This is a genomic window from Gemmatimonadota bacterium, assembly GCA_009838645.1.
In the GTDB taxonomy this organism is placed as follows: Bacteria; JAAXHH01; JAAXHH01; order JAAXHH01; family JAAXHH01; genus JAAXHH01.
In genome coordinates, this window is the sequence record VXRC01000045.1 from 71983 (window position 1) to 97875 (window position 25893).

A 25893-nucleotide genomic window follows, 5' to 3' on the forward strand; every position below is an offset into this window, starting at 1 on the left:
TTGGCCGCGTCCTGCTGGTCGTCTTTGGCTGCGACCTGCTGGTCGTTCTCGCCGCTGGCGGGAGCCGGCGCGCCGTTCGACTTCTGGCGCGTTCCGCGCCGGCCGCCGGATTGCCGGGACCTGCCCGATCCACGCTGCGAACGCCCCGTGCCGGACCTGCGGGATGAACGGGCTGCGGGTTGTTCCGTTTCGGCCGCCCCGGTCTCGCCTCCGGCGTCGCCATTGGCCGCGGGCGGCAGCACCCGGTAATTGAGCCGGCCGGATGCGGCGGGCACCGATTTGAGCTTGTTGATCAGGCGCTTGGGGAAGACCATGCGCGCGGTCGTCAATGGATTCCCCCACTGGCTGACGCGCAGGCTGCCGCCCAGGCTGACCAGCGCGTAGGCCGTATCGAAGTCGAGCCCCTTGTCCTGCGAGATCCATTTCACCATTTCCGTGATCGCCAGGCGCGCCGCCTGGTCCACCGTAGACGCGGACGTGATGGTGATCCATTCGCCCTTCGATTCGACTCGGGGCCAGGAGAACCGGCCGCCCGGCAGTGTGTCCACCCGCAGGGTGACCTCCGCTTCGACTTCCACGCCGGAACCGGCGATCTGTCCATCTCCCACGCAGGCCTTCACATCGCCCAGCGACAACAGGGCGCCGTTGACCTGCACGGGGAGGTAGACCCGGGACCCTGTCGTGATTTCCAGGGTGTCCATGTTTCCGCCGTGCCGGCCCGGGTAGACGGTATCGATTTCCCCGTGCCTGGCAGCCACGCCCATGCTCCCGATCACCGGGTGAAGCGGCAGCTTGAGCCGGTCGTCCAGGTGAACCTGGTTTTCGTTGACTTTGAGGACGCGCACCTCAGGTTTTTCGATATCCTGACCGGGAACGCCTGACTCCGGCCGCACGGCGAACACGCCGGTACCGGCCGTCTCGATCTGCTTGACCTGGATCGACAGCACATCGCCGATGCTGGCTTCTTCCACGTAGATCGGACCGGTTACGGGTATACCCCCGGGCCGGTCGACGTCTCCATGGGTGTTGGGTTCTTTTGTAAGGAGACCCCGGTAGCAGTCCTGCGTTTCCACTACGACGGTTTCGCCGCGGCTCACCGTGATGGCCGGTGAGACGTTCGGACCGAATACCTGGTGGACCCGGTCTCTGGTAACCCGTCTGGTCAGGACGGCCTGCTCCTTGCTGTCTGTCTTGGACGTTCGTGACGTCCTGGATGATCTGCGAAACAAAATAGATATAACCTCTCGTGAATGGGTTGGTGTATCCAACCGGAGCGGCTCAACCGAAGAGCTCGTCTCCATAGGCGAATACGGCGGGCGTTCCTCCCGTGTGAAGGAATACGACGGAATCGTCCGTCCGGAACCGCCCCTCGCGGATGTGTATGGCCAGGCCGTCCATGGCCTTGGCCGTGTATACCGGGTCAAGTACGATGCCCTCGGTCTGCGCCACCAGGCGCATGGTCTCGAGGCTGGTTCGCGACGGTTCGCCGAAATCCGGTTTGGCGAACGCGCAGGAGACATCGAAATCGTCCGGTGTGAAAGTGTGTTTCAGTCCGATGACCGAGGCGCATTCGTTGGCCACGGGCGCGAGACGTTCCTGCATCTCCCGGTCGTCTCCCACCCAGTAGTTGAGCCCGACGGCCTTGAAGCTGGCGGAGACGGCGCGCAGTCCGACTACCAGCCCGACGATGGTATGGGTCATGGAACTCGTATAGATGGCCCTTGGTGTTATGCTCCGCTGCGCGAGTTGTTCGCACAGTTCGAGGACGGCGTCGACGTAGGCCACGGCACGCAGGATCGCACCGTCGCTGCTCGTGTCGTAAGCCTTCGATCCCTTCGTTTCCAGGACCTCGATCTGCTTTTTCAACTCGTCCTTCACGGTCAGGGGAAAGACGTACTTGATCTGGTCCGCCATGAGGTGGTTGAGCAGCAGGTTGCCGGAAACGGGATAGGATCGGTGGTCCCGCGGGATGACCACGATGGACTTCATGCCCAGCCGGGCGGCGGCCGCGGCGGTCTGCGCGGACTGGTTGGACTGGGAATCGGAGCCGTGGACCAGGTAGTCGCACCCGTTCTCGAGAGCGGGACCCAGCGAGTAGGTGAACTGGCGGGCCTTGTTTCCACCCATGGCCAGTCCGGTCATGTCATCGCGTTTGATGTATATACGAGGGCCCCCGAGGGCCTCCCCCAGGCGAGGACAGTCCTGTAGCGGAGTGGGCAGGTGGGCCACCGGCGCTCGGGTGAACCTGCCCAGAAGGTGACGCAGTTCCTGCGCGGCGTCACGGTCGTACAACTTCAATATGGCTGCTCCAGCAGGCGAGAGGCCGGGTTCCCCGCGGGAATCATCCCGGCGGGCATCATCCGGCGCGTTCGCCTAATGTCCGAATGCAGCGCCTTCGATCCTGGGGTCCGGGGCGCCCAGCCGATCGCCGGTTTCGGGGTCCACCATGATACTGTGGCCGTCTCCCTGGCGGTATGATCCGCCCCCCCATCCGCGACTGCTGAGATTATGCCCCTTCGTCTTCAGGGCGTCGACGACGTCGGTCCCCACTCCGCCTTCCACGCGTAGGAAGTCCGGGAACCACTGGTGGTGGATGCGCGGCGCGTCGACTGCTTCCTGGATGTTCATGCCGTGATCGACGACATTCAGGATCAGCTGCATGGTCGTATTGATGATCGTGCGTCCCCCGGGGCTGCCCACTACCAGGTACAGTTCGCCGTTGCGCGTAACGATGGTCGGCGACATCGAACTCAGCATCCGCTTGTTCGGTTCGATGAGGTTCGGCGGCGTGCCGATCTGTCCGGTGTTTCGGGTGACCCCCGGTTGGTAATTGAAATCGCCCATCTCGTTGTTCGTGATCATGCCCGTTCCCGCGATGACGATGTGGGAGCCGTACCCGCCCTCAAGCGTATAGGTGTTCGATACGCCGTTGCCCCACTGGTCGACGACGGAATAATGGGTTGTTTCCATGGGCTCCGTTGCCATGGTCAGTTCAGGTCCCAGTTCCTCGCTGGGCGTGGCGAAGAAGGGATCGATCGTGGCCCGAAGCTCCGCGGCGTACTCCTTCGTCGTGAGATGTCCCGGTATCTCGACGAAGTCCGCGTCTCCCAGGTGGCGGGCGCGTTCGGCGTAGGCCCTGCGCATGGCTTCGGTCATGACGTGAAGGGTGTTGGACGCGTTATGGCCCATCCGGCCCACATCGTACCCTTCGAGTATATTGAGCATCAGCGACATGGTGATGCCGCCCGAACTCGGCGGGGGCATGGAGATGATCTCGTATTCCCCGCGGTAGGTGTTGCGTATGGGTTCCCTGACGATCGCCTGGTAGTTGGCCAGGTCGGTCCGGTCGATCATGCCGCCGCCGGCCATCATGTCCTTCTCGATCAGCTCGGCGGTTTTTCCCTTGTAAAAGCCGTCGTGACCGTGTTGCGCGATAAGCTTCAGGGTTTCCGCCAGGTCTTTCTGGATCCAGCGGTCGCCTTCCTGCCAGGCTTCGCCGTCGCTGCGCAGCATGGCCGCCTTGCTCGCGGGGATCTGGTCGAAAATGACCTTGCGGCCGTTCAGTCCCCGGGCGATGCGTTCCGTCAGGATAAAACCGTTCTCGGCGAGATCGATGGCGGGCTGGATAACCTCCGCCATGGACATGGTGCCGTACTTCTCGAGGGCCAGGGCGAATCCCGCGACGGTGCCCGGGACGCCGATGGCCAGGTGGTGGATCCGGTTGGTGAAGGGATGATAGGAGGTGCCGTCGCCGCGGGTGAGGACGACGTTCTGGTTCACGGCCCGGTTACCGTCCGGATCCAGGTACATCCGGGCATGGGCCTTCCCGGGCGCCTTTTCCCTGTAGTCGACGGCCACGGCCGTACCGTCCGCCAGGCGGATGACCATGAAGCCCCCGCCGCCGATGTTGCCGGCGGAAGGATGGGTCACCGCCAGGGCCAGCCCCAGTCCCACGGCCGCGTCCACCGCGTTACCACCCTTCTTGAGGATGTCCGCGGCGATCTGCGTGGCCAGGGGTTCGACGGCCACCGCCATGCCCTTCTTGCCGACAACCGGATTGCGCGAGGCCGCATGGGAAGTTTGAACGGTCGCGGACAGAAGGATGAAGCCGAACAGAACGGCCAGGGTCTTGAATCGATGGTTCATTTACCGAAACCTCATGCTAATGGTGACGATTCCGCTGTGTTTACGGGTCGAATGCAAATCGGGGACATCATCTTCCTCAGGTACAGACAGAAGTAATAAAGGCGGACATCCTGTCTGAGTCAAGGCCAATGTATATCCGGCAACCTGCGAAAGCCCACAAATATACTATTTAACATACGGCGGCCACCCTTTGCACCTTCAGTTTTTCTCTGTTGATCCACCTGCCGCGTTGCCGTATATTCGAACGATGTTTCGACCGCCAGGAAACGACGACCGAGCTCATCTGATGCTCCCTATCCACAGGTAACCTCCATGCGCAAACACTACCGCCTGATGATCCCCGGCCCCATCGAAGTCAGCCCCGACGTGCTCGCCCACATGAGCGATCCCCTCACCGCACATTACGGCGACCGATGGGTCGAAATCTGGCGCAAGACCGTATCCAATCTCCAGCGCGTGATCGGGACGGAAGGCGACGTTTTCCCGCTCGTGGGATCGGGCCACACGGCCAACGATGTGGTGATGAACAGCCTGTTCAATCCCGGCGACCGGATTCTGACCCTGGACAACGGCCTCTTCGGCAAGCGACTGGACGATCTCGCAAGGGCTTTCGGGCTGGATTCGGTGGTGTCGAAGAAACCCTGGGGCGTGCCCTTCGAGGCGACGGACATCCACGAGGCAGCCGCGGCGAATCCAGGTCTGAAGGCGGTCTTCATGGTGCACGGGGAAACGTCGACAGGCGTAGCCAACCCGGTGCATGAACTGGCCGCCGCCGCCCGGGAACACGGCATGCTCGTCCTGGTGGATACCATCGCTTCCGTGGGCGGCGAGCAGTACCTGATGGACGCCTGGGACATCGACGTGACGGTGTGCGCCTCCCAGAAGGCCCTGGGCGCGCCGCCGGGCCTGGCCCTCGTGGCCGTGAGCGACCGGGCCTGGGACGCCATGAAAGACCGGCTGGAGCCCCGTGGGTTCATGGCCGACCTGCAGAACCTGCGCCACTTCGCCGAGACCCAGGCCGACGTCCATCCCCATCCCGGCACCATGCCCGTCAACAACTTCGTCGCCTTGATCAGAAGCACGGACGATATCCTGGAAGAGGGGCTCGAGGCCTGCTGGACCCGGCACCGCAAGGTCGCCCGTGTGGTGCGGGAAGGCGTGCGCGCCATGGGTCTCGAGGTCATGGCCGAGGAACGGGCCGCCTGCGTCAACATGACGGTCATCCTGTCGGAAGACCGGTTCAAGCCCGTCGCTTTTTCCGATTTCATGAAGGCCGAGTACGGCATGCATGTCGGCCTGGGCCTGGGCGACTACGTGAACCGGACCATACGCGTGGGCCACATGGCGCACAACGCCAACCTGGAGGCCGTCACGCCCTTCCTCGTCGGACTGGAGCAGTACCTGCGCCGCCAGGGATTCGACGTGGAGCGCGGCGCGTGCCTGGCCGGCCTGGACTGATCGGAGATACCGAGATGATCTACGAAGAGCGGATCTACAAAGTCATGCCCGGCCGCGTGCCGGATATACTGGACCGGTTCACGAACCATGCCGTGCCCCTCTTCGAGAAACACGGTATGAAGCTGGTCGGTTTCTGGCAGACCGCGGTAGGCCCGAGCAACCACGAGGTCACCTACCTGCTGGCCTTTGACGACGCGAACCACCGCGACCGGGCCTGGGCGGCTTTCATGGCCGATCCCGCATGGATCAAGGCTAAGGCCGACAGCGAAAGGAACGGCGTGCTGGTCGCCGAGGTGGCCAACCGGATCCTGACGCCGGTTCCCTTTTCTCCCCTGCAATAGAACGCCCCTGCAGCAGCACGCCCCTGCAGTAAAACGCCCTGCAGCAGATCGGCACCGACATGGCGAAAACACAGCGCCTCAGGAAGGAACTGCGGTTCTCCGAAGTCTACGCCGTCGCGACGGGCACCACGTTGAGCGCGGGCTTCTTTCTGCTGCCCGGCCTCGCGGCGATGGAGGCCGGACCATCCCTCGTACTGGCCTACCTGCTGGCGACCCTTCCCCTCATCCCGGCCATGCTCTGCATCGTGGAACTGGCCACCGCCATGCCACGCGCGGGCGGCGTGTACTACTTCGTCGACCGTTCCCTGGGATCTTACGCCGGACTGATTACGGGGATCGGGACCTGGCTGGCGCTCATCCTCAAGGTTACCTTCGCCCTGGTGGGCATGGGCGCCTACATCGCCCTTTTCTTCCCGGGCCTGCCCCAGCTGCCCGTGGCCCTGGCGCTTGCAGCGGGCCTCGGCGCGGTGAACTACTTCGGCGCCGCGAGGAGCGGCCGCCTGCAGATCTACCTGGTGATGGCCCTGCTCCTGCTGCTGGCCGGTTTTGTCGGCGGCGGGGTCCCGACACTGGATGCCGTTGCGTTCGAGGGCCTCTTCGACGTCGAGCTCACCACGCTCATGGGGACGGCGGGACTGGTCTACATCAGCTACGTAGGTGTGACCAAGGTCGCCAGTCTCGCGGAAGAAATCGAAAAACCGGAAAAGACCCTTCCCCGGGGCGTATTCCTGGCCCTGGCCACCGCCGTCGCAGTGTACGCCCTCGGCACGGCGGTCATGGTGGGCGTCATTCCCATCGAACGCCTTGCGGGCGACCTGACGCCGGCGGCGACGGCGGCCGGCATCCTGTACGGCTGGTGGGGAAGCCTGCTCCTCTCCGTGGCGGCCCTGCTCGCCTTCGTCTCCGTGGCGAACGCGGGCATCCTGAGCGCTTCCCGCTATCCGCTGGCGATGAGCCGGGACCGCCTGCTGCCCATCGGAATGAGCCAGGTAACCGCCAAGGGCGTGCCGGTCCACTCGCTGATCGTTACGGTGGGAAGCATCCTCGTTATCCTGCTGACCCTCGACCCCGTGGGCATCGCCAAGCTGGCGAGCGCCTTTCAACTCGTCGTTTTCGCCGTCGTGTGCCTCGCGGTCGTCGTGATGCGGGAAAGCCGCATTGCCGAGTACGACCCGGGATACCACTCGCCCTGGTACCCCTGGATGCACATCGCGGGCATGATTCTGCCCTTCCTGGTGATCTGGCAGATGGGTTGGCCGGCCATCCTTTTCATCGTCGGATTCATCGCCGCCGGGACCCTGTGGTATTTCTACTACGCGCGGTTCAGGGCGGACCGCAACGGCGCGATCTACCACATCTTCGAGCGGCTCGGCCGGTCGCGTTACCAGGGGCTGGACCGGGAACTGCGCGGGATCCTGAAGGAAAAAGGGCTCCGGGACGAAGACCCCTTTGAAGACATGATCACCCGGTGCCAGCCGGTCGATCTGGAAGAGAAAGTCGATTTCGAACGGGTTATCGCCGTCGCGGCGGAAAAGCTGTCGCCCAGAATCGGGCTTTCAGTCGATGAAATCAATGACAGGTTCATGCAGCAGGCCGATGCGGGCGGCACGCCGGTCGCCGAAGGCGTGATGATGCGCCATTTTCGCATGCAGGATATCGCCCTGCCGGAACTGGTACTCGTCCGCTCATTCGAAGGCGTGCGGGTAGACAATACAAGTCCCGTGTCCGGCACACTGAGTTCCGACGAAATTTACGCGTTTTTCTTCCTGGTCAGCCCCGCGGAGCACACCGCGCTGCATTTGCGCATGCTGGCCCGGATCGCGGAACGGGCCGATGACGTGAACTTCGGCCTGGTGTGGATCGCCGCGGTGGACGAACACGCCCTTCGCGACATCTTCCTGCGGAGCGACCGGTACCTGACCGTCCCGGTCCTTCCCCAGTCGCCCGCAAGCGGCCTGATCGGAGTGCCCGTATCGGAAATGGAAATCCCGGGAGGATGCCGGATCGTGTGGATACGCCATTTCGACGAGGTGATCGTTCCCACGGGCGACACCGTGATCAGGTCCGGCGATCTATTGACCGTTATCGGAGATCCCGGGGACTTGGACGCCTTCCGGCGGATGTACCACGACTAGGGCACGTAGTCGGCGGTCTCGTCGGATATGTCCACGCCGGTGATGCCCCCTTCCGACGCTATGTCCTGCTCAGGGCACGTAGGGCGTCCCTGTCCGGCGCAGCTCCTTCGTAACCGCCATCTGGCAGGTCACGTAGGCCTGGGCGTCCGTGTTGCCGCGGCGGTTCAGCAGGCCGGCGGCGTAGCCCGGACGGGCGTCGGCGATGGTGCCGACGATGAGGTTGGCATATTCCACGGTGGTGTCGTAACGGTCCGCGATCAGGGCGTTCATCTCGCTCCAGGCGATCTTGACGGCCTCTTCCCAGTTGTAGCCCTGCCCGCTGGTCAGGTATTCCTCCTGCGACTCCACAATGCGGGTCTTCTCTACCACCGGCGCGCTGCACGGAAACCCGGGCGACCGGTCCACGCGCATCGTGATCGTCGAATCGATCTCCACGCCCGTGCCCGTCAGCTCGCCGTCCCCCATCCGGGCGTGCACGTCGCCCAGGGACAGCAGTCCACCCGGCTTCTGGGCGCAGATGTGCACCGTGCTGCCCGGTTGAATCGCGTTGAAATCCATGTTACCGCCCGTATCGATCTGGTGGAGGGCGACCGATTCCAGCATGACGACGCCGATCATGGGCCGCACCGGCACCACGAAATCGGGCGGGAAATGGACCAGGCCGTCCCGCACCGGCGCGATCAGGCGCAGACTGCCCCAGTGTGGGCCGCCGTTGCGGTAGAAGCCGTAGGGACCGACCTCCATGTCTAGGATCTCCACGGACACCCAGTCCCCGGCCTCGATCCCCTCGATGTGGAAGGGACCGCACGGCCGTGAATACCGGTAGGGATCCACGTCCATGACCGCTCCGGCCCGCAGGTCCTCTTTGGCCAGATAGTCCTGGTCGTGGCCGCCGTAGGTTTCCACCTGGACCGTCTCCCCGGGTTCGAGCACGCCGCGGATCTCCTTGAATGCCGGATCGTCCGGTCCTGAGAGATAGGGGGTGCGGGTAAACCGGCGCATGGAACGCTCCTTCCTTTTGGGCCAACGATTTTACACGTATAGATGGTTCTCTTATCGCGCCCCGCAGTGTTTTTTGTCACCATGGGAAACCGGCGCGTTATATTCTGGATTGTATTTGATCCATCGGTGCCTAACAAGCCTTAAACCTACCCAAAATCAGCGGTCCGGCTCATGCAGCGGTCCGACCGATCCAGCGGACCGACCGATCCAGCGGTCCGGCGCGGAGAACAAACCATGCGACTGACGAAAGAACAACTGGCGTTCATGGATACCTTCGGCTATCTCGGATTCCCCGGGTTGTTGAAGGACCGGATCGACGAGATTACCGAAGCCTTCGAGGCCGTCTGGACCGAACGCGGCGGCGGTCACGACGGCAAGCCCCACGACGGCACGGCCAGATCCTGCATCGTGCCCTTCATCGACCAGAATACCGTGCTGTCCTCGCTCATCGACGACCCCCGCATCAACGGGATCTTCAGCAGCCTCCTGGGGGACGATTTCGTGTACCTCGGCAGCGACGGCAATTTCTACGTGGACGACACCCGGTGGCACTCGGACACGGACTGGTCGGGCAAGATGCGCGGCGCGCCTCCCCGTATCTACTACAAGATGGCTTTCTACCTGGATCCGTTGACGCGGGAAACCGGGGCGCTACGGGTGATCCCGGGCAGTCACCGGTGGGGTGACGCCTATGCCGATTCGCTGGAATCCCAGATCCGCGAATCGCCGGAAAAATGGGGCATCGAAGGCTGGGAAGTGCCCGCCGTGACCCTCGAAACGCAGCCAGGGGATATCGTCGTGTTCAACCAGAACACCAAGCACAGCGCCTGGGGCGGCGGCGACCGGCGGAGGATGTTCACGATCAACTGCACGGCCCGGTTCGCCGAAAAGGATATACCGATCCTGAAGAACGAGATCGCCGCCGCCGCACGGTTCTGGCTCGACAGCGTCTACGGGGAAGCCATGCTGGAGACGGCCGGACCAGCGCGCATGAAGCACCTGGAACAGCCCCTGGCCCACCAGGACCATCTCGTGGAGGAGGTCCGCAAGGCCAGGCTGCGCATGGCGGAGCCGTCGCGGGGGTAGTACGCGACAGCGCGGACGGCGAGCGCGCTGACCTGCCCTCGGCGCGGCGCCGTGCGTACGTTGACCTATTACCGCCAGTCCTGCTGTCCGCGGACCTGCCGCAGGAACCTTCTGGCGTTGCCGGAGAAATGGTCCTCGATCTCCTGCGACGTCAGACCCAGCATGTCCGCCACCTGCTTCTCCTGCCGTAGCTGCTCGTAGATGACCAGCGTCGCCCTGGAATCGCAGTGGGGTGTCGTTTCCGTCGTGCCCTCGTAGTAGGTCCACGCCCGCCCGTAGGTGACATATTTGCCCCGGGCGCAACCCGCCACCACGTTGTCCGAACCGAACATGACCCGCGACCGGTCCTCGTGCTTCATCAGCAGGTACTGGGAGTAGAGGTCGTTCACGGCCGACGTATCGTACCAGATGTTGGGCAGGTCCGTGAGAAAGTGGATGGCGCGCTCCATCATGAAGCAGTTGAAAGCCCGGGCGCAGTGGGCTAGGATCCACTGTGCGCGGGGATAGCGCTTCGTGTAATCGGCGAGATCCCGCTGGTTGTCGGCGTCCGCCGGTCCCTCCGGCTTGGACATATGCATGGTGATGGCCAGTCCCAGGTCATGGGCCACCTCGATGAAGGACTCGGGCAGGAAGTCCCGGATGCGGCAGTGGGTGGGATCAGGCGCGAAGGTCCGGTAGGGTTTGAGGCCCAGGAAGCCGTGTCTTTTCACCTGGGCGGCCACGTATTCCGGCGTCATGTCGGGTGTGACCATCATGTTGATCGCCGATTCGGGGTCCTGCTTCATCTCCCCGGCCATCCAGTCGTTGTGCCCTTCCGTGTCGATCCCGCCGGGGATCGGCGTGCCGAGGACCAGGTAGTGCATCCTGCGGCCCGGATACAGCTTCTCCGCCCAGGCCAGGTGGTCCTGGTAGTCGATCTCCACCCGAAGCCCCGTGGGGTCCGGGGGAAGCTTGCCGCGATGCCGTTCCGACCACATGTGCACGTGCATGTCGTAGACGGTTTCCGGCACGAAATCGGCCAGTTCCTCGTCCCAGAAACTACGATCGAAATCCTGATAATCTGGTACGCTCATGGAGGTTCCTCGCGGTTGCGGGGGAAACTGCGATTCGTATGAGACTGGTTCAGTGTACCCCCATCGCGCATCCTTTTCAAGGCCAAAAGAAACTTTGACATTGCACGGTTTCATAAGCACATTTGCCACTAGATCACATCCAATCAGATCGCCATCGAAGACGGAGGCAATTATGGCTGAAGCACAAGACATGAACCGGCGCAGTTTCCTGCGCAGCACCATGCTCGGCGGCGCGGGCGTCACGCTGATGGGCACGCCGGCCTGGGAAGCGGCGGCACAGATGGTCAACGGCACCGCAGACAGCCCCGTGAACGGCGTGGGACTCGACGACCCCCTGCTCGTCCAGCTCAGTATCAACGAGAACCCCCTCGGCGCGTCGCACCGGGCCATCGAGGCGGTGGCGGGCAAGATGTTCGGCATGAACCGGTATACCATGCACAACGAGCTCGAAGAAGCCCTGGCGGGTCACCACGGAGTCGACCCCGAGTCGGTCGTCCTGGGCGTGGGCTCGTCGGAAATCCTGCTGACCGCGACATTGGCGGCTTTCTGGAACAATCCGGGAAACGCGGTCACGGCCTTCCCGTCCTATAGGTCCATTCCGAGGACGGCCGAGGAACTCGGACAGGCCGTCAAGCAGGTTCCGCTGACCGGGGACTGGCAAATCGATCTGCCGGCCATATCGGCAGCGGTAGACGATAACACCCGCATCGTCAGCATCTGCAATCCCAACAACCCCACCGGCCAGCTCCTCGATCCCGCCGAGTTGGAACGAACGATCCGGGCGGTACCGAACGACGTCATCGTCTGCGTGGACGAGGCGTATATCCAGTTCGTCGACGATCCCGCATATCCGTCCACGATTTCCCTGACGAAGGAAGTCGAGAACCTGCTGGTGTCCCGGACCTTCTCAAAGGCCTACGGATTGGGTGGCATGCGGGTCGGTTACGGCGTGGCCCATCCCGCCCTGCTGGAGCGCATGCAGCGATTCAGCATCGGCCTGCTCAACAAGAACACCCTGTCGATCGTGGCCGCGATGGCCGCGCTGAAGGACCAGCAGCACGTCCAGCGTACCGTGCAAATTGTCCGCGAGGGGAAGGCATTTCTCTACGAGGAACTGGAGGCCATGGGATACAGCCCCCTGCGCACGCAGACCATCTTCGTCACCGTCGAGGTCGGTCCCAACCTGGAGACCCTCCTGGACCGCCTGTGGGAGAAGAAGGTCCGGGTTCGCCAGGCCTTCGACATGGAAGGCTTCATGCGCATATCCGTCGGCCTGCCCCGCGAGAACGAGGCCTTCATATCCGCCTTCAAGCGGGAACGCAGCGCGTTGTAGAGGGCAGAAAGGGTTCCGTCCTGGATGAAATACCCGAACCCGCTCAAGCAGCGTATCCGAGACGGCGAACTGCTGCTGGGCACGGTCCTGCCCGCCCACGATTCGTTCACCGCCTCGGTGGTATGCCGTTCCGACATTGATTTCCTCTGGATCGATACCGAGCATTCCGCGAGTGCCGTGGAAGACCTGGACATGGTCCCGGTGATTGCGCGCCAGAACGATGTGGCGCCCATGATACGCGTCGCCTGGAACGATCCCGCGCTGATCAAGAAGGCCTATGACATCGGCGCCGTCGCCGTCATGATCCCCCAGGTCAATACGGCTGAGGAGGCGGCGCAGGCGATGCAGTTCGCCCGCTATGCGCCGGAGGGACAGCGCGGCGTATCCCCGTACTGGGCCATGCTGGCCGGGTTGGACTTCAGCCACGTGGCCAAAACGGCCAACGCGGAAACCGTCACCGTCCTGCAGATCGAAAGCGTCGAAGCCCTCGCCAACCTGGACGAAATCAAGCAAGTGGAAGGAATCGACGTCCTCTTCATGGGACCCACGGATCTTTCCGCCACCATGGGGATGATCACGGAAACCGAGTCGGTCGAGGTGCAGGCGGCCATCCGGGAATTCCCCCGGCGGCTCGAGGGCTCGGGCATAATGGCGGGGACTACGCTGGACGACCTCCAGGACATCCGGCAGAAAATCGAGTGGGGCTACCGTTACATCAACGTCGGCAGCCCGTTGGGCTATGGATTGCGCGTCCTGCAGGACAACCTGGACGCACTGCGGAGCGGATGAAGCATGGTTGGTGACGAACAGATCCGGATATTCCAGGAGCGGGGATGGTTGGTCGTCGAGGATGTCTACGGTCCCGAAGAGGCCGACTCGGTGGCCCGATTGGCCGTGGAAACGGCGGATTCCATGGAAGTTGAGGAATCCATGGAGGGCTACCTGCTGGACCGATCCGAAACAGGCGAGACCGCTCCGCGCAAGATCGACAGTCCCTACCTGCGGAATCCGATATTCCGCGATTTCGCTTTGGATGGCCGGCTCCGGGACATCCTCCTGCAGCTCACAGGTGAAGAACCCCTGCTCAAGAGCGACCAACTCTTCATGAAACCGCCGCGGTTCGGGTCGGAGAAACCTTACCACCAGGACAACTTCTATTTCCGGTGCACACCGGGCGGACACGTCATCACGGCCTGGATCGCCCTCGACGACGTGGACGAGGAGAACGGCTGTCTCAGGTACATCTCAGGTTCGCACAAGAAGGGCATCATCGACCACGTGGAGGTCCCCGGCCAACCCTACAACCTAGCGCCTCCCGACGACCTGATCGACTGGGACAAGGAAGCCTCAGCGCCGGTGCACAAAGGCGGCGTGGTCTTCCACCACTCGGAAACGCTCCACTCCTCGCGCCGCAACACGTCGGACCGCTGGAGGCGCGGCTACGCGACGCACTGGGTTACCGCGTCGGTCACGACCGAAACGGACAATCTTGAGGGTGCCTACTTCCGGGGCGACGATTATGCGGAACACGTGCGTGCAGTCGATCAGCGGAAGGACGGCGCGACAGAAGTTGGGACTACGGTACGAAGCTAAGGGTAATGCGCCGTCCAGATCTATCGATCGTCCTCAGATAGGCTCGTCTTTCTCCATCAAAAGTAACTCGCCGATCACGCGTTTGTGCCATCGTCTCGTGTATGCTGGGCGCAGGGTGGTTCTTGACCGGTTTCCGACATTATCGAGGAGGTCTTCGAGCGATACCAGTCGCTGCCGGAACCCAAGTCGGACGCCGCAACGAAGACTTGCCCGGTCGGGACCGCACAAGACCCATGCGTCGGTCCTGCTCAGTGCATGGGCCCAAAGCGAAGCCTCTCCCCTGTCCAGTGTGATACCTGTGATTCGAATGGCCAATGCTGCGCGTTCGCGGTTTTCGACCGCATGGACCGCTTTCAGGGAATTGCGCAATTCACCTTCGATAACTCGAATCGCGGACCCTCGGCGCTGAAAACCCGCCTGCGTTTCTGCGACGCAATCCTCGACGGTTTCCACCGGGTAGCCGCCTGCCAACGATCGCCACGATCCTGTCCGATAAGTCTCAAGAATAACGTTCGTATCGACCAGCACGGTGCCTTGATGCCGGGCCATGACGCCTCACAGTTCGATTGCGCATTGGACGTCATGTGCTGCGAAGAGATCCACGAGGTCCTCGACACTGAGGTCGAGCAATCCAGCGACACTACGTACCGAGACTAAGCCCCTCTCGATCGCAAGACCGAGTACCTTCATGAACGGTCTCGAGAACAGGGCTGGCGTGCCGTTCTCAGCCTTTTCTGATCTGTTGTTGCGTAATATCGCATCCGGGAGGGACCGCGCGACCGCAGGTTTCAATTCACCGAGTGCGACCAGCCGCCATCTCAGTGCCGAGGCCGTCACGCGAAACTCGTTCGCCACCAGGTGTAGTTTCCGGATCAACTTATCTTCAGTGAGGTCCGACCAACTACCGAATCTCGCCAGGATGGCGGTCGGCATCAGAACCGCCGCCGCGAAGTTGTTGGTGAGTTGCTCGGCACGGTTGCCTCCGGTCTCTATCGCATCCTCGGAGTGTTCGGGTGGCATCGCATCCCAGGTCAGTATGTGAAACAACTCATGGGCGAGATCGAAGTGGCGGCGTCCGACGACTTCACGTCGTGCAATCAGCACCGCGTCGAGTTCGGGCAGGCGGCAGGCCGCGCCCGAGATGCCGTGCTCGGTGTCTATCATGAGGACCAGGATGCCGAGTTCGCGTTCCATGACTTCCATGAGGCGCGCGGCGGGGACTTCACCCAGGTCAAACTCGGTGACGAACCGCTCGCCGGCCGCCATGGCGTCCTCGAAACGTGCACGGCGGGTGAGACCGAGCGCGCGCCGCATCAGCGGGGTTTCGTATCCGACCTGCGGCGCCAGTGTGCGGTACGCGCCGATCCAGCGACCGGCGCTCTGTTCACAGGCCTTGAGCCGTTCAACTTCGACACCTGTCTGGCGCCAGGAGAAGCGTCCGTCGCCAGCCAGCAGAAACGGGTCGGTAAAGTACTCGAGCGGTGCCCCCAGTCTTTCGACGGCGAGCAGCAGTTCCTCCGCCGTCACGCGTCTCGTGCCCGTCTCGATAGCCGATACCGTCTGCCGATCCGAGAAGCCGAATAGGTTCGCTACGCTTTCCTGAGATAGCCCGCGTTCCTCGCGCAATGCCTTTATCCGCCTGCCGATAAGCTCAGTCGTCATCTGTACCCTCCCGCGAATATAAAATCTTGCATTTTTTAATATGCAATATTTTTATGCAAATTGCAATGTGTTTTCGATGCTACCTCACGATTTCTTCCGGCCCCAGTAAGCATAGTGCATACGCCGGGAGCGAAGGAACTGCAATGAGTCTGCTTGAAGTGCAGTAAATCTGCTTTGGGTTTGATTACATACTACGAAACATGTATTTTTGAGAGATTGTAGGATCATACAACAGAATTACAAATCAGTAGGATTCAACTATCCTCCTGTGATGAAGGTAATCAGGGAGTATTTAGATGACGACCGCATCGGCGACAGAATCCATTACCGATCTCATGTGGTCGGAGACGGCCGCGATCTACGACGCGATCCTCGCCCACCCCTTCATCAAGGGGCTTACCTCCGGCGACCTCGACCGATCGGCCTTCGAATTCTACACCGTCCAGGACGCGCTGTATCTCAAGGACTACGCCCGGGCCCTGAGCCTCGCCGCGGTGAAGGCACCGGACGAGGACACCATCATCCTCTTCAACGAGCATGCCAAGGGATGTCTCGTGGAAGAACGGGCCATGCAGGAGAACTTCTTCGACGTCTTCGGCCTGTCGTCGGAACAGGTCTGGGCTACGCCCAAAGCGCCGGTATGCCAGGCATATACGAGCTACCTGCTTTCCGTGGCCTATGGCCGGCCATTCCACGAGGTGGTGGCCGTGGTGCTCCCCTGCTACTGGATCTACTGGGAGGTGGGCAAGTTGCTGGCCGAGAAGGGTTCGCCCGATCCCATGTACCAGCAGTGGATCGACACCTACGCCGGCGATCAGTTCGCCGAGTGCGTCGTCGCCGTTCTGGAGATCACGAACCGGGTCGCACAGAGGCTCCCCGAGGAGGACCGCGAGGCCATGCTGGAGCACTACATTACGACCAGTCGCTATGAGTGGATGTTCTGGGATATGGGGTATCGGAAGGAACAGTGGCCGGTGTGATAACAGGCCTGGTGTTCAGCGAGTACGTGTAAGAGTGGAGGGAAATGACAACGGAGCAGCAAGAAGCATCCTAATTACTTGATGTGGAAATCTAGGTGAGTCTGGCTCGACATGTATTTATGAGCGAAAGGTGATATCGCATTGACACGGGCAACTAATGTAATTACTATAATTACGTGATAAGTCCACAGCGGGGGTGAAACGTATGGACAAATCAACACGCATCAGGGAAATCAAACTGATTCCTATTGGGAACTCCAGAGGCATCCGCATTCCCAAGGCGCTGCTGGACAAGTACGGATGGAGCGACAGACTGACGCTAGAAGAGATGGAGGAAAGCGTCGTCTTACGGGGCAAGGACGCTCATAACCTGTCCTGGGAGGAGACCTACCGTGCCATGGCCGCGGAATCAGAGGACTGGAGCGACTTCGACGTCACCATAGCCGATGGATTGGATTGATGGCCCCGTTTCCCCGGCGGTATGCCGTGTATATGGCCGATTTGAATCCGACCAAAGGCGCTGAAATCCACAAGGTCAGGCCGGTGGTTATTGTCAGCCGCGATGAGATGAACCGGCACCTCGAGACTGTAGTCGTCTGTCCACTTACCTCTAAACTGCATCCACGCTGGCGAGGCCGTCTGCAAGTAAGGTTCGCGGACCGGTCCGCCGAGATAGCCGTTGACCAGATACGCACCATCAGCAAGCAGCGTCTGGGCCAACACATCGACAGCCTTTCCTCCGACCGCGCGGCACAGTTGCGGCGCATCATCATCGAGATGTACGCAGAATAACGGTTGGAACGGACGATGATAGACGCACCAGAGCCAGATAAGACAGCAGTGGTGTACGTCGCGGTTACGGCAGTGGGATAACTTCGAGGTTAATCATCGAACTTGCTTTCCTTAACGGTTACAATAGTACCCGGTGTAATGATCCATAATAGTCTATAATGGTCCGGCATGAACTGAATGGGTGGCACATTGAATCAGCACGAAGCTAAACCTTCACGAGTCTGGAAGGTAAGCGAGGCCAAGGCGCGGTTGTCCGAGATACTGCGCCTGTCGGAAGAAGAAGGCCCGCAACGCATCGGAACGCGCAGACCGTTCGTCGTGATTCCGGAACGTGTCTGGCGAGAGCGAAAGGAAGGTCCGCGGAAAGCGTTCGGTCAGTGGCTGTTGGAAAACATACCGCGCGGCACCAACCTGACCAAACCGGACCGCAGCACCAATCGCAAGACGCCATTCGCTGACGACGATGAATAATGAGCGGGTGCCTGCTGGACACCCATGTCGTTTCGGAACTGACGAGGGATGCTCAATGCGGTCGTCATACGGAACGACGGGCACTTCGATGGCCTCGGTGTCGATACCGTAAATCCGTGGAAGACGCCGTGACCAAGCTCACCGAAGTGGACGTCGAGCAGCTGCCCTCGGCTGGCTTTCCGACCACTGCAGGACCGTGACCCACGACCCCCAAATCACCCCCGACACCCCGAACATCGAGCTCGACACCTACGATCAGGTGGTGCAAAAGCAGCGGCTGTGAGACGCCCTCGCCGCATACAGCCCGCCCTACCCTCGTACGATATTTACTGTTCAGCAAATATACCGTTTTTCTTGAAGCATGTGTTGTCTCCTAAACAGGACAACAAAAGCCATCCCACCGGCTGACGTTTCTTACAAGAATCCCTCGTTTTTCCCTACTAATCTACTACACAACCCTGAGAACGCAGTCTGAACGGACAGCCAGCCTGGCGCAGACTGGCTGCAGCCGGGCTGCATCAGAATCCGTCGTTTCCGAATCGTTGAAAACGTGTGCGTGGCGCGTGCGTGACGCGTGCGTGACGCGACTGTGGAAGCGACTCGGTGGAAAGGAAACGTCATGAGTGTCGATATCGTACGAGGTACCAGCCAAAAGCCCGTGTCAAGCGAAGCCCTGGTGGAGGTGGTTTCACAGCAGTCCGCATGGTCGGGGCGCTTGTTCATCGGCTATCCGATTTACAGTACGTCCGAAGGACATCAGATGATTGACGCCCTGCTGGTTTCGGCTGATATGGGCGTGGTCGTTTTCGATCTTATCGAGGGGCGCGAAACGGGTGATTACGGGGCGCGGCAGGACGATTCGGCCAACAAGCTCGAAGCCCGGCTTAAAGTTCACCAGGCATTGATGCAGCGCCGGGACCTAATGGTTCCGATCCATACCATCTCATTCGCCCCCGCACTAAGCAACCCGGATTCACATCGTATCGGCGATTATCCGCTCGCGAACGCCTCTTCACTCAAACAGGAATTGAACCGGTTCACCTGGTCATGTCCCCATGGCCAGGATATGCAGGATATGTGCGATAGGGTGCTGTCGGTAATCGAGCACATTTCCACGGCTCGAAAAGGCGAATTAAGTCGGAGCGTAACAGAGGAGGATTCGCGAGGCGCAAAGCTGGAAAAACTCGAGAAATCGATCGCGACACTGGACAACATACAAAGTCAAACCGTCCTGGAAACGGCCGAAGGCGTACAGCGCATTCGCGGTCTGGCGGGTTCGGGCAAGACCATCGTACTGGCGCTGAAAGCGGCTAACCTCCATGCACAACATCCTGACTGGCGCATCGCAGTCACCTTCAATTCACGTTCCCTCAAGGATCATTTTCGTCGCCTGATCGACAGCTTCTTCATGGACCAAACCGGCGAAGAGCCTGATTGGGATAGGCTGCGTATCGTAAACGCCTGGGGTTCCTGGCGGGGTAAAGAACGCGAGGGGATCTATCATGAGTTCTGTCGTCTGCACGGCATGGCGTTTCTCGATTTCGGAAGGGCGCGCAGCAGATTCGGACCAGGCAGGGAGTTCGAAGGTGCGTGCGAATATGCCCTTTCCTATGCTCGTGAACTCGAACCGGTCTACGACGCGATATTCGTCGACGAGGCGCAGGATTTGCCGCCCATGTTTCTGAGACTTTGCTTCAAACTGCTCAAAGATCCCGGGAGACTGGTGTACGCCTATGACGAACTGCAGAGTCTTCGTGGCAGTTCCCTGCCTTCTCCGGAGGAGATCTTCGGGAAGAACGAGGATGGATCGCCCAAAGTGCGGTTTGACGACACCGGCCATCCCGCACCGCGGCGGGACATCATGCTGTCGAAATGTTACCGCAACTCGAAGCCGGTGTTGGCTACCGCTTTTGCCCTTGGATTCGGGATCTACCGGAAACCGGCCCATGTGACGGAAACCGGTCTTGTCCAGATGTTCGACCGGGCTCATATCTGGGAGGACATCGGCTACAGGGTGCGGGCCGGTGCACTGCGCGACGGCTCTGCAGTGACACTTGACCGTACAGAAGATACGAGTCCCGGATTCCTGGAAGACCATTCCGACCCCGATGACCTGGTCCGTTTTGTCACCTTCAGAAACGCAGATGAACAGACGGACTGGCTGACGGAGGCCATCGCCGAAAACCTCAATAAGGACGAACTGCGACACGACGACATCATGGTCATCAACCCCGATCCTCTTTCGACACGACTGACCGTCGAGCCGATACGCAGACGTTTGAAGGAATTGGGCATCCGATCCCATCTCGCCGGAGTAGACACGGATCCGAATACCTTCTTTCGACCGGGCAAAGCATCGGTGACCCTGACCGGAATCCACCGCGCCAAGGGCAACGAAGCCGGAATGGTCTATATCATCAATGCCCAGGACTGCCATTCAGCGGTTCGTAATCTGGCGAGCATACGTATTGGCCTGTTTACGGCGATAACGCGTAGCAAAGCGTGGGTTCGCGTGCTTGGTTTCGGCGAATCCATGGCCATGTTGAAAGCTGAGTATGAGAAACTGAAAGCGCGGCGTTTCGAGTTGCAGTTTACCTATCCGACTTCGGAGCAGCGGGAGCAACTGAGACTCATTCACAGGGATAGGACCACGGCAGATTTCAAACGCTTCAGGAACCGCGACAGGTATCTGGATGACCTTCTGTATGAGCTCGAGTCCGGCGAAGTGCAGATCGAAGACCTGGACGAGAAGACGATTGCCCGGTTCAGGAATGTGCTGATGTAATAGCGATATCGACCCGTTTACTCCCCGAAAGATCAGTGTGTATGACAGACCAGCGTGTATAGGAGACTATGGAATGAATACCGAACAAATCATCCCCCTCACAGCCTCCGGCGAGTCCGAGACGCTGGAGTTCAAGGAGACGACCGGAACTCGCCGGGAGGCGGCCAGGACAGTGTGTGCATTTCTGAATCAGGACGGCGGACAGGTGCTCTTCGGCGTGACGCGGGACGGAGGCGTCGTGGGTCAGCAGGTAGGCGAGCGCACAATCGAGGAGTTGAGCGCCGAGCTTCGGCAGATTGATCCTCCGGCGTTTCCGACCGTCGAGCGGGAACCTTTGGGTGGTGGCCGTGAAGTCATCGTGGTCAGTACAGGCCGGGGACCGACGAGGCCATACATCTACCGTGGCAACGCCTACCGACGGGTCGGAAACACCACGCTGGCGATGTCTCCGGACGAGTACAACCGGATGCTGTTCGAACGGATGCACAGCGAGCAGCGCTGGGAAAATCAGCCTGCCGCAGGATGGTCGATCAACGACCTCGACGTGGCGGAGATTCGACGGGTCGTCGCTGAGGGCGTTCGGCGCGGCCGCATGGATGAGCCACCGAGCAGGGAGCCGGCCGATCTGCTGCGAGGACTCGGTCTGCTACACGATGGCGTATTGCTTCGAGCCGCAACCGTGCTGTTCGGCAACGGCGATCGGCTGGAGGTAGATATGCCGCAATGCCTGCTTCGCGTGGCCCGCTTCCGGGGTACTGACAAGATGCAGTTTCTGGACAATCGCCAGTTCAACGGCAACGCCTTCACGCTCCTTGCGAACGCGGAACGTTTCCTGCGCGACAGCCTGCCGATCGCCGCTCGGTTCGAAGAAGATCGCTTCGACCGTATCGACGAACCGCTTTATCCACCACTTGCGACGCGGGAGGCACTCGCGAACGCGTTGTGCCATCGCGGTTATTCCATTGGCGGAGGCTCTATTGGCGTGGCGATCTACGATGATCGCCTGGAGATTACGTCCGCTGGTTCACTGCACTTCGGCTTGACGCCGGAAAAGCTGTTCGTTCCGCACGAATCACGTCCGTGGAATCCACTAATCGCCCGCGCTTTCCATCGACGGGGGATCATCGAGGAGTGGGGGCACGGAACGCTGAAGATGTCGGACCTGACCAGCGCGGCCGGACTCCCCATGCTCGAAATCGAAGACGACGGCTGGTGCGTCACGGTGCGGTTCCGACACGGGCAGTACGTGCCTCAGCGGCGTGGTGGAAAAGCAAATTTCTCCGAACGACAGGAAATGATACTTGCCTTACTGGCCAGCACGGAAGATGGTTTGACGCGCCGTGAAATCCACGCCCGATTGGGCCCTTCTGTCAGCGAGCGTCAAGTGCGTAGAGCACTGGAGGAGTTACAAAACCACGGGCTGGTCGTGTCCCCTGGGCGAGGAAAATCGGGGCGGTGGAAACGCGCGTAGAGGCGTAGATGAATCTAAGGGGCGTTATAGGGGCGTTATAGGGGCGTTATAGGGGCGCGATATGAGTTTAGTCGGCGTCAAGAGATGCATACACAACATGCACAAGTCAGAACGCCTTCCTACACTCCACTACAGACGTACTTTGACCAAAGTTCTGGTTGACCAAACTTCTGGTTCGGAACTGAGCTGCACAGAATGGTTTACGTTCAATCGTTTCCGATCAGGTTCCCGAGAATGCTCACCAACGCCCGTCCCGGTCCATTTTCCGCATAACCCGCGAGTTCGAACTTCCGGTTTCCTTTTCTGCGCACCACGATCTCACTCCAGAAGAAGAAACCCTCCTTCAAACGGACTTCCACCAGGTCGCCGATGTCATAGAGGGTCCCGGTGTTGTTGTTGACCAGGTGGTTCGACCGGGTGATGGCCATGCCTTCCTCGCCGGAACCGTCGATATCGTAGAACACCAGCAGATCGTTCACCGTCGCGGCCGCACCGCAGAAACGATGGTTAAGCTGCAAAGCAACGATGAAGTTCGCCGCCCGATCGGCGTCGATATCGGGGTAAACGTACAGGCCGGCCCTGGAATCGGTCCAGATGCCGCGAGCGGCCTGCCGGACACGTTGTACAGCCGGATCGGCTGACGACCCGGCTCCCGTGCCGCTGGAGTCGTCGGTCCGGGAAGCGCCGGTTCGACCTGACGCGCCGGGTCGGGAGGCGCCGGACCGGGAATACTCCTCTCGGGTATGGGAAGATTGCGAGGAAGAACGGTATCGCGGAGGCGACTGGCGTTGCGAAGTTGTCCGGTAAGGCGACCCGGTTGACGAAGATCTCCGCAGGTTTTTCGGATTGCGGACGAGCCACTGGTAGGCCTCGTTGATCTCCGTGAACTTTGCGGTGGCCCGGTCTTTTACCCGGTCGGGCACCTTGTCCGGATGCCAGATCAGCGCCAGTTCCCGGTACGATTTCTTCACGTCATCAAGCGACGCGCCCGGAGCGAGGTCGAGCGAATGCAGCGCTCTGTTGGTGGTATCATCCATACATGGTTATTTAAGTCATTCAAAGGGTTGTCTCAAGCGATTTTTGCCGGTATATTCAAGGTCGCCACCAGACCAGGTTCCACCCGCCAACGACATTTGAAAAGGTCGCCCATGCCCATCACCGATGCCCTGCCCGACATGAAGCGGGAACTGCGTTTTTTCCCGGCAAGAAACGAGAACCCCAAAACGCTTTCGCGCGAACAGGTCGAGTTTTTCAACACAAACGGGTATCTCTGCCCTCTCGACGTCTTCTCCCCGCGGGAAGCCGAGGAGAACCGAGCGTATTTTGAAGACCTGATGGACCGCGCGGAGCAGGAAGGATACAACAGCTACTCCATCAACGGCTGGCAGCGGCATTGCGAGGGTATCTACAACCTGGCCATGAACCCGCGGATTCTGGACTACGCGGAAGACCTGGTCGGAGAAACGCTGATCTGCGAAATGACCCACTATTTCTGCAAGATGCCGGGCGACGTAAAGCGGGTGAGCTGGCACCAGGACGCGTCCTACTGGCCCCTGACCCCGAGCAAGGTGGTGACGATCTGGCTGGCCATCGACGACGTGGACGAGGAAAACGGGCCCATGACGGTCATCCCCGGTTCCCACCTCCACGGGCAGATCCCCTTCGAAAACAGCACGGATGCCGAACGCAACGTGCTGGGACAGACCGTCCACGACCCGCTCAGGTGGGGCGGTGATCCCGTGCCCTTCGTCATGAAGGCGGGCCAGATCTCCATGCACACCGACCTGCTGCTGCACGGATCCGAGCCGAACGTATCCGACCGCCGGCGATGCGGCCTGACGATCCGGTACCTGCCGCCGGACGTGCGGGGCCGCTACCCGGAGTACCACCGGGCCGTAATCTGCCGCGGCAGCGATCCCTCCGGTTACTGGAGACCCGTACCCCGACCCGTCGGCGACGAAATTCCTCCACGCAATCGCTAGACCGACAGCGGCCTGCAGTGCTTGCATGGCCGGCATCCGCTGTTCGTCGCTTCCTCCGCACCGCTGAATTCAAGGCGGTGCCGCGGCTGGACGCGGCGGGCGTCGCGGCAGGTCGGATAGCAGTAGATGCCGGTCGTCTGGCTGCCGATGAAGCGAACCCCGCGCTGCTTCCAGTTCGCAAGGTCCTCCCGCGGGATCCCTTCCCGTTCCAGCAAGGTCCATTTCATTTCCGGCCCGTAGTAGTAGTTTCCCACGCCTCCGGTCGAGGGAACGAGCCGGTGGCAGGGCATCAGGAAGGGAACGGGGTTGCGGGCCATGACCGTGCCGACGGCCCGAATCGCTTTTGGCCTGCCTACTTCCCGGGCGAGCCAGGCATAGGGTCGGACCTCGCCTGTCGGTATCCTGGCCAGGTGCTGGAGCACGGTCTGTTCAAACTCGGTCAGTCCTTCCAGCGTGACCGGCGGCCGGGTGATCTTCTCTCCTTTTATGGCCCGCCTGACCGCTTCGACATACGCTTCGGGCAGCGAACCTCGGACCGTGGTCCGCCCCAGCCTTTCTTTGTAGTAGGATTCGAAGGTGCCGTCCTCATCCACATCAAGTTTTACCGCCGATATGCCCCTGGGTGTGCATGCCACGTGTGCCGACCCGAAATCCGTTTCGATCACATCGTATCGGTCTGCAATCCTGATCATCACTTCCTCCTGTATCCCCGAAGGGGCAGTCAGTTTCAGTTTGGGAGATTCCTCGCCAAGGTTTTCCAGAATAGCCGCTTCTTCTCGTAAATCTGCGCACCTTTCCAGGTGTTTCGTCGCGGACCGGCTGGCCTCATCGTCCGCCTCGCCGGTTCTGATCTGATCCAGGTACTGTCTTGCTTCATTAATGTCCACTGGAACCGTCCTCCATGATTCTGCGAAGTTTACGCAGCGCCCGGTACACCTTGCCCCGCAGCGCCGATTCCGATGAGCGGGTGACCTTAGCGATTTCCGCGTAGGTGTACTGCTCAATGAAGCGCAGGATGATGAGTTCCCGGCTCTCTCTTCCCAGTTCAGCGAGGGCCGACCGGATCGCTTCTGCCCTGGTCAGGTCGTTTCCGGTTTCGAAGACCTGTGCTGGTATGTTTTCCCTCATGCTGACCAGCGCGTCGACTCTTCGTTTGCGCGACCTCAGCCTGTTCAGCGCCAGGTTCCGGACGATGCGATACAGCCAGGGTCGGATTTCGAGCGTCCGGCATCGCTCTGCGTCGTACTTTCCGGCGAGCGTGGTGTAGGCTTTGACAAAGGCTTCCTGCGTGACGTCGAGGGCGTCGTCCGACCCTCCGAGCATATGGAAGGCGTAAGTGAAGAGCCTGTCCTGGTAGGTCGCCACCAGGTCCGTCACCGCGTCCCGGTTGCCACGATGGATTTCCAGCGCGATGCATCGTCCCTCGTCTTGCCTCATGCAAAATCCTTTGCTGGCCGGGGTCGGTCGGTACCAATCTTAAAACACCATGTATGAGGTTTTCGTTCGGGGAAAAAGAGAAACTTGCATCCTTCTTGACAGGTGTTTTCTTATTTCGTTCCTTTCACCTCGGCGATGACGCCAGA

The 25893-nt window shown here is 60.8% G+C and carries 24 protein-coding genes; 14 read left to right on the forward strand and 10 right to left on the reverse strand.

Annotation, left to right across the window (positions count from 1 at the left end):
* From F4Y38_12755 to ggt, 3 genes are all read right to left on the reverse strand, one after another.
* The coding region (locus tag F4Y38_12755; protein MXY50151.1) for a hypothetical protein at window positions 1-1301 on the reverse strand (1301 nt) is incomplete at its 3' end.
* Entirely contained in the window at window positions 1279-2301 is a 1023-nt protein-coding gene (locus F4Y38_12760; GenBank protein ID MXY50152.1) for a pyridoxal-phosphate dependent enzyme, read from the reverse strand. The genes F4Y38_12760 and F4Y38_12755, both read right to left, overlap by 23 nt.
* 72 nt (window positions 2302-2373) lie before the next feature.
* Window positions 2374-4146 carry a gamma-glutamyltransferase gene (ggt, locus tag F4Y38_12765; GenBank protein ID MXY50153.1) on the reverse strand — a complete coding sequence of 591 codons (1773 nt, stop codon included), beginning with the start codon at window positions 4144-4146 and terminating at the stop codon, window positions 2374-2376.
* A 312-nt stretch (window positions 4147-4458) separates the two neighbouring features.
* On the opposite strand from ggt, the gene F4Y38_12770 reads away from it, so the two are divergent.
* The 3 genes from F4Y38_12770 to F4Y38_12780 are packed head-to-tail and all read left to right on the forward strand — an operon-like array spanning window position 4459 to window position 8080.
* The gene (locus tag F4Y38_12770; protein MXY50154.1) at window positions 4459-5604 is read left to right on the forward strand and encodes an alanine--glyoxylate aminotransferase family protein; all 1146 of its coding nucleotides are present in this window, start codon (window positions 4459-4461) and stop codon (window positions 5602-5604) included.
* Window positions 5605-5618: 14 nt separating this feature from the next.
* Complete coding sequence (locus F4Y38_12775; protein MXY50155.1) at window positions 5619-5945, forward strand: NIPSNAP family protein; 327 nt, start codon at window positions 5619-5621, stop codon at window positions 5943-5945.
* 59 nt (window positions 5946-6004) lie between these two features.
* Window positions 6005-8080, forward strand: coding sequence for an amino acid permease (locus tag F4Y38_12780; GenBank protein MXY50156.1), 2076 nt, complete (start codon window positions 6005-6007; stop codon window positions 8078-8080).
* A gap of 69 nt (window positions 8081-8149) precedes the next feature.
* Here the strand turns inward: F4Y38_12780 and F4Y38_12785 are convergent, their stop codons facing one another.
* Complete coding sequence (locus F4Y38_12785; protein MXY50157.1) at window positions 8150-9082, reverse strand: hypothetical protein; 933 nt, start codon at window positions 9080-9082, stop codon at window positions 8150-8152.
* A 171-nt stretch (window positions 9083-9253) separates the two neighbouring features.
* On the opposite strand from F4Y38_12785, the gene F4Y38_12790 reads away from it, so the two are divergent.
* Window positions 9254-10168 carry a hypothetical protein gene (locus F4Y38_12790; GenBank protein ID MXY50158.1) on the forward strand — a complete coding sequence of 305 codons (915 nt, stop codon included), beginning with the start codon at window positions 9254-9256 and terminating at the stop codon, window positions 10166-10168.
* Between the two features lie 68 nt (window positions 10169-10236).
* On the opposite strand, the gene F4Y38_12795 is transcribed toward F4Y38_12790, so the two are convergent.
* Window positions 10237-11676 carry an amidohydrolase family protein gene (locus F4Y38_12795; protein MXY50159.1) on the reverse strand — a complete coding sequence of 480 codons (1440 nt, stop codon included), beginning with the start codon at window positions 11674-11676 and terminating at the stop codon, window positions 10237-10239.
* Here F4Y38_12795 and F4Y38_12800 point away from each other — a divergent pair.
* Genes F4Y38_12800 through F4Y38_12810 form a run of 3 tightly spaced genes read left to right on the forward strand, consistent with a single transcriptional unit; the run spans window position 11240 to window position 14167 of the window.
* Window positions 11240-12574: an aminotransferase class I/II-fold pyridoxal phosphate-dependent enzyme gene (locus F4Y38_12800; GenBank protein MXY50160.1), complete on the forward strand. Its 1335-nt coding sequence runs from the start codon at window positions 11240-11242 to the stop codon at window positions 12572-12574. The two genes, F4Y38_12795 and F4Y38_12800, sit on opposite strands and share 437 nt — an antisense overlap.
* Window positions 12575-12598: 24 nt before the next feature.
* A complete protein-coding gene (locus F4Y38_12805) occupies window positions 12599-13363 on the forward strand; it encodes a hypothetical protein (GenBank protein ID MXY50161.1) in 765 nt (254 codons plus the stop codon).
* A 3-nt stretch (window positions 13364-13366) separates the two neighbouring features.
* Window positions 13367-14167, forward strand: a complete 801-nt coding sequence (locus F4Y38_12810; protein ID MXY50162.1) for a phytanoyl-CoA dioxygenase family protein — start codon at window positions 13367-13369, stop codon at window positions 14165-14167.
* A 33-nt stretch (window positions 14168-14200) separates the two neighbouring features.
* On the opposite strand, the gene F4Y38_12815 is transcribed toward F4Y38_12810, so the two are convergent.
* Both F4Y38_12815 and F4Y38_12820 read right to left on the reverse strand, forming a co-directional pair.
* Complete coding sequence (locus F4Y38_12815; GenBank protein MXY50163.1) at window positions 14201-14716, reverse strand: hypothetical protein; 516 nt, start codon at window positions 14714-14716, stop codon at window positions 14201-14203.
* A 6-nt stretch (window positions 14717-14722) separates the two neighbouring features.
* Window positions 14723-15829, reverse strand: coding sequence for an ImmA/IrrE family metallo-endopeptidase (locus F4Y38_12820; protein ID MXY50164.1), 1107 nt, complete (start codon window positions 15827-15829; stop codon window positions 14723-14725).
* A gap of 296 nt (window positions 15830-16125) precedes the next feature.
* On the opposite strand from F4Y38_12820, the gene tenA reads away from it, so the two are divergent.
* The 6 genes from tenA (at window position 16126) to F4Y38_12850 (ending at window position 22328) form a co-directional block, all read left to right on the forward strand.
* The gene (gene tenA, locus F4Y38_12825; GenBank protein MXY50165.1) at window positions 16126-16809 is read left to right on the forward strand and encodes a thiaminase II; all 684 of its coding nucleotides are present in this window, start codon (window positions 16126-16128) and stop codon (window positions 16807-16809) included.
* 205 nt (window positions 16810-17014) lie between these two features.
* Window positions 17015-17269 (forward strand): AbrB/MazE/SpoVT family DNA-binding domain-containing protein, encoded by a 255-nt coding sequence (locus F4Y38_12830; protein ID MXY50166.1) that lies wholly within the window; start codon window positions 17015-17017, stop codon window positions 17267-17269.
* On the forward strand, window positions 17269-17601 hold the full coding sequence (locus F4Y38_12835) for a type II toxin-antitoxin system PemK/MazF family toxin (protein MXY50167.1): 333 nt from the start codon (window positions 17269-17271) through the stop codon (window positions 17599-17601). The genes F4Y38_12830 and F4Y38_12835 overlap by 1 nt, the downstream gene beginning before the upstream one ends.
* A gap of 177 nt (window positions 17602-17778) precedes the next feature.
* On the forward strand, window positions 17779-18072 hold the full coding sequence (locus F4Y38_12840) for a type II toxin-antitoxin system Phd/YefM family antitoxin (protein MXY50168.1): 294 nt from the start codon (window positions 17779-17781) through the stop codon (window positions 18070-18072).
* A gap of 619 nt (window positions 18073-18691) precedes the next feature.
* Entirely contained in the window at window positions 18692-20857 is a 2166-nt protein-coding gene (locus F4Y38_12845) for a helicase (GenBank protein ID MXY50169.1), read from the forward strand.
* A 73-nt stretch (window positions 20858-20930) separates the two neighbouring features.
* Complete coding sequence (locus tag F4Y38_12850) at window positions 20931-22328, forward strand: AAA family ATPase (GenBank protein MXY50170.1); 1398 nt, start codon at window positions 20931-20933, stop codon at window positions 22326-22328.
* A gap of 206 nt (window positions 22329-22534) precedes the next feature.
* On the opposite strand, the gene F4Y38_12855 is transcribed toward F4Y38_12850, so the two are convergent.
* Complete coding sequence (locus F4Y38_12855) at window positions 22535-23365, reverse strand: DnaJ domain-containing protein (protein ID MXY50171.1); 831 nt, start codon at window positions 23363-23365, stop codon at window positions 22535-22537.
* Between F4Y38_12855 and F4Y38_12860 the strand changes: the two genes are divergently transcribed.
* A complete protein-coding gene (locus tag F4Y38_12860) occupies window positions 23261-24310 on the forward strand; it encodes a phytanoyl-CoA dioxygenase family protein (GenBank protein MXY50172.1) in 1050 nt (349 codons plus the stop codon). The genes F4Y38_12855 and F4Y38_12860 overlap by 105 nt on opposite strands.
* On the opposite strand, the gene F4Y38_12865 is transcribed toward F4Y38_12860, so the two are convergent.
* Together F4Y38_12865 and F4Y38_12870 are read right to left on the reverse strand one after the other, a co-directional pair.
* On the reverse strand, window positions 24307-25002 hold the full coding sequence (locus F4Y38_12865) for a methylated-DNA--[protein]-cysteine S-methyltransferase (GenBank protein MXY50173.1): 696 nt from the start codon (window positions 25000-25002) through the stop codon (window positions 24307-24309). The two genes, F4Y38_12860 and F4Y38_12865, sit on opposite strands and share 4 nt — an antisense overlap.
* 184 nt (window positions 25003-25186) lie before the next feature.
* Complete coding sequence (locus F4Y38_12870; protein MXY50174.1) at window positions 25187-25747, reverse strand: RNA polymerase sigma factor; 561 nt, start codon at window positions 25745-25747, stop codon at window positions 25187-25189.
* Window positions 25748-25893: the final 146 nt, after the last annotated feature.